The 3,861-nt window shown below is 29.9% G+C and carries 6 protein-coding genes; all 6 read left to right on the forward strand.

The window, feature by feature from the left end; translation table 11 throughout:
- The first annotated feature begins 165 nt into the window (after positions 1–165).
- Positions 166–795 carry a CatB-related O-acetyltransferase gene (locus tag NSA57_RS19240; RefSeq protein ID WP_257465829.1) on the forward strand — a complete coding sequence of 210 codons (630 nt, stop codon included), beginning with the start codon at positions 166–168 and terminating at the stop codon, positions 793–795.
- 169 nt (positions 796–964) lie between these two features.
- A complete protein-coding gene (locus NSA57_RS19245; RefSeq protein WP_217312423.1) occupies positions 965–1,225 on the forward strand; it encodes a CD3324 family protein in 261 nt (86 codons plus the stop codon).
- Positions 1,226–1,344: 119 nt separating this feature from the next.
- Positions 1,345–2,037 (forward strand): alpha/beta hydrolase, encoded by a 693-nt coding sequence (locus tag NSA57_RS19250; protein ID WP_257465830.1) that lies wholly within the window; start codon positions 1,345–1,347, stop codon positions 2,035–2,037.
- 282 nt (positions 2,038–2,319) lie between these two features.
- Entirely contained in the window at positions 2,320–2,754 is a 435-nt protein-coding gene (locus NSA57_RS19255; protein ID WP_257465831.1) for an AraC family transcriptional regulator, read from the forward strand.
- 18 nt (positions 2,755–2,772) lie between these two features.
- Positions 2,773–2,958 carry a cysteine-rich KTR domain-containing protein gene (locus NSA57_RS19260; protein ID WP_257465832.1) on the forward strand — a complete coding sequence of 62 codons (186 nt, stop codon included), beginning with the start codon at positions 2,773–2,775 and terminating at the stop codon, positions 2,956–2,958.
- A gap of 260 nt (positions 2,959–3,218) precedes the next feature.
- A complete protein-coding gene (locus tag NSA57_RS19265) occupies positions 3,219–3,656 on the forward strand; it encodes a DUF6323 family protein (RefSeq protein WP_257465833.1) in 438 nt (145 codons plus the stop codon).
- The last annotated feature ends 205 nt before the right edge of the window (positions 3,657–3,861 follow it).

The following is a 3,861-nucleotide window of genomic DNA, read 5'->3' on the forward strand; positions in this document are numbered from 1 at the left end:
TTATTTGTAAACCTCCTGTAATTCAAGGTTTTAAAGGATTTTAGAACAATAAAAACAGATAGTTTTTGACACTACCCTATCTTAAAGAGAGGTGGTTAAAATGAAACGCTGCATTGTTTTAACTGGAATGGTTATTATATTTTAGCAATGATAGGAGGACTTTAAATGACTATTCCAGAAAATAAAATTTATCCACGTACCGGAGATAAAGAAACAATTTATTTAAAAAATGTAATCAAAAATCCTAATATAGAAGTTGGTGATTACACAATGTATAATGATTTTGCGAATGACCCAACGCTATTTGAAAAAAATAATGTATTATATCACTATCCTATAAATCACGATAAGTTAATAATCGGGAAATTTTGTTCGATTGCCTGTGGTACTAAATTCTTATTTAATAGTGCTAATCATACATTATCTTCATTATCAACTTATCCATTTCCATTATTTTTTGAGGAATGGAATTTGGATAAGAAGAATGTTACTCACTCATGGGACAATAAAGGTGATATTATTATTGGTAATGATGTATGGATTGGATATGAGGCTGTTATATTAGCAGGTGTAAGTATCGGTGATGGAGCAATTATCGGCGCACGTGCTGTTGTTACCAAAGACGTACCACCATATACTATTGTAGGTGGTGTTCCTGCAAAACCAATTAAAAAACGCTTTTCTGACGATACTATTTCATCATTATTAAGTATTCAATGGTGGAATTGGTCGAAAGAAAAAATCTCTAAAAATATAAAGGCAATACAGACAGGAAAAATTGACGAATTACAATAACAAATGTGCTAGAAATTAAGGTGGTGATACAATGTGCCAAAATAAGAAACGAAAAAATGATGTTTTACTCCATGCAAAGTCAGTAAAAACATACGCAATTTGCATGGAGTAAGAAAGCGTAAATGCTGGCTTTGCTTTTAACAACAAGATGTTAAAGGAGTGAGCCTGCATGAAATATGTAAAAGCAAACTCAATACTTCCCATCTCTCTGATTGAAGAATTGCAAAATTACATTCAAGGTGGTTATATTTATATACCATCTAAGAATGAGAATAAAAAAGGCTGGGGAGAATTGAGTGGCTATAAGCGTGAAATTGAAAAAAGAAATAAAAAAATCAGAATGGATTATAAACACGGGAAAAGCCTTGAAGAATTATCAAAAAGCTATTTCTTATCCATTCATTCAATCAGAAAGATAGTATATAAGTAATTTCAGGAAGAGGTTTGCCACTGTGCGACCTCTTCTCTTTTATGTAAAAAATAAGTCTGTAAATAACATTATATTGTAGTGCTTACTTTGCAATGTTACTATTTTCAAGGAGGTGCTATATGGAAAGAAATTTAATTTTGATTGATTCTATACCAACTATTGTTTGGGGCAAGAAATCAGAGAAAATATATATTTATGTTCATGGAAAAAATGGGAACAAAGAAGAAGCTCTTTTTTTTGCAAATATTGCTGAAAAAAAAGGTTATCAAACTATTAGTTTTGATTTACCATCTCATGGTGAGAGAAAAAACAAAGATATTGAATGTAATATATGGAATGGAATACATGACTTAGAATGTATCTGGAAATATGTTCAATGTAACTGGGATAAAATTTATTTATATGCTTGCAGCATAGGCGCATATTTCAGTCTGCACGCTTATAAGAACAGAAATATTGAAAAATGTCTTTTTCTTTCGCCTATACTAGATATGGATTATTTAATACATAATATGTTTTCATGGTTTGATGTAAGCGAGAATGAATTAAAGGAAAAACAAAAAATCGAAACACCGATTGAAACTTTATCATGGAAATACTACCAACATGTAAAAGACAATCCTGTTAAACACTGGTGTATACCAACATCTATTATGTATGGCAGCAAAGATATATTGCAATCAATAGAAATTGTTCGTCATTTTTCAATGAAATTTAATTGCCAATTATATATATCAAAAGAAAGTGAACATTCATTTATGAGTGATTCTGATAGAAAAGTTGTAACTGATTGGATAGAGGAAAGTATTTAAATCTCATATTTTGTATAATTGCTACTAGATTAGTTGAAAATGTAATGTTTCCCATCATTTTGATGATTACCATTTCAATAGTTTGTTTTGAAATTGCAATAAAATTATTTAGATGGAAATGACAAGACTATTTTCTTCCGTCGTGTTCTGGTATACTTGCCAGATCAACGACAGGAAGAAATTATATATCATTTTAAAAAAGTTGTTGAAAATCATTTTAATTGCCCTTACTATTTACGTGTTGAAGTCGACATCAATAATTTTATCTTTGGAGGTAATGATTTGAAAATAGAAGAATTTAAAGATATTACAATCGCTTATATGCGTAATATAGGTGAATATGGCAAACAAAATGAAAAGTTAATGGAAGATTTTAAAGAGTTTTTGAGAAAGAATAAATTGTTTACAGAAGAAACCACTATTTTAGGGATTGCATTAGATAATCCTGCCTTTACACCTACTAATAGACTAAGATATGATGTAGGACTTATCATAGATAAAAAATCGGAAATAAACCTAGCTACTCGCAAAATTGATGATGGGAAATATGCGATATTTGAGGTCAGTCATACTAAACAAGATGTGTTGCAATTTTGGAAAAATATCCAAAACCTTACCGCAGATTTATCAGTGGACGATAAGCGACCAATTTTTGAACGCTATGTCTATAATAAAGTTTCTAATCATTTATGCGAATTTTGTATTCCAATATTATAAGGCAGGTGAATTTATTAAATGGATAAAGAGACTTGGGTAATGTGTCCTATTTGCAAAAATAAGACACGAACAAAAGTAAGACCAGATACAGAATTGATAAACTTTCCTTTGTTCTGCCCTAAATGCAAACAGGAAAGTATCATCAATGTAAAAAAGCAGCAAATAACTATTTTAGAGCCAGACGCTAAGACGCAGAGCCGATAGCACCGAGAATGATAAAAATTCTAGTGTTATCGGCTCATTGTATTTAAGGATGTAAACAGTTTTAAGGCTAAATGAAATAAAAGTGTAATACACAAATCCAAAGGTTGGAAATGAGATATTACACTTTCATATTTTGAAAATCATAATTTTTTTCTTTTTTTACACTCTCATATTATCATATTTTCGCACTTTTTTCAAGTATTGATATATATGCAGCTCTATGATATTAAGTATGTAGCCATTAGGAAAGGAGGCTATATATGTCCTTAATAAAAGGTGTAAATTCTTCATATGATTTACAAGAAATGCAGCAAGTATTTTTAACTGTCGGTATAAAGTTAACTGCTGAGGAATTATTTCATCTGTTAGAGTATCAGTATAGAATCTGTCAAAAACTAAATTGGGTAGAAACTGATAATAAAAAATTTAAAAAAATTGTACTTCCATTTCTTCATTCTGGATTCATTCACACTGGAAATTATATGATTGTATTGAAAAGCATTATATATATCTATTATACCATAAGGAAGAAATTTGATTATCACACGACAGATGATACAATTAGTAATTTTATGTGTCAAGAGTTTATTCGATATTCTGGCATGAATTTAGAATCTTTATCGGAAAGAACAATAAGAATCATAGCGAAAGAAGGTGGACAATATAGAGTTGAACAATCTATCCCTATTTACAGGTAATACAATAAATGTGCTTTCTATTATCAACACTGCTTTACAACATAATTATATTTCATCTGCCAGAGCTGATAGTTTATATTGTGAGATGGAAACACTATCAAATGATTTGGTAATGTACTTTAATCATGGAACTAGTATAACGAATATTAAATAATTGCTATATCAAACGGATGCCGCTTCCTCTTCACTGATTTCATCCATTTTA

This window comes from Blautia caecimuris, from assembly GCF_024622975.1.
Classification (GTDB): domain Bacteria; phylum Bacillota; class Clostridia; order Lachnospirales; family Lachnospiraceae; genus Blautia_A; species Blautia_A caecimuris.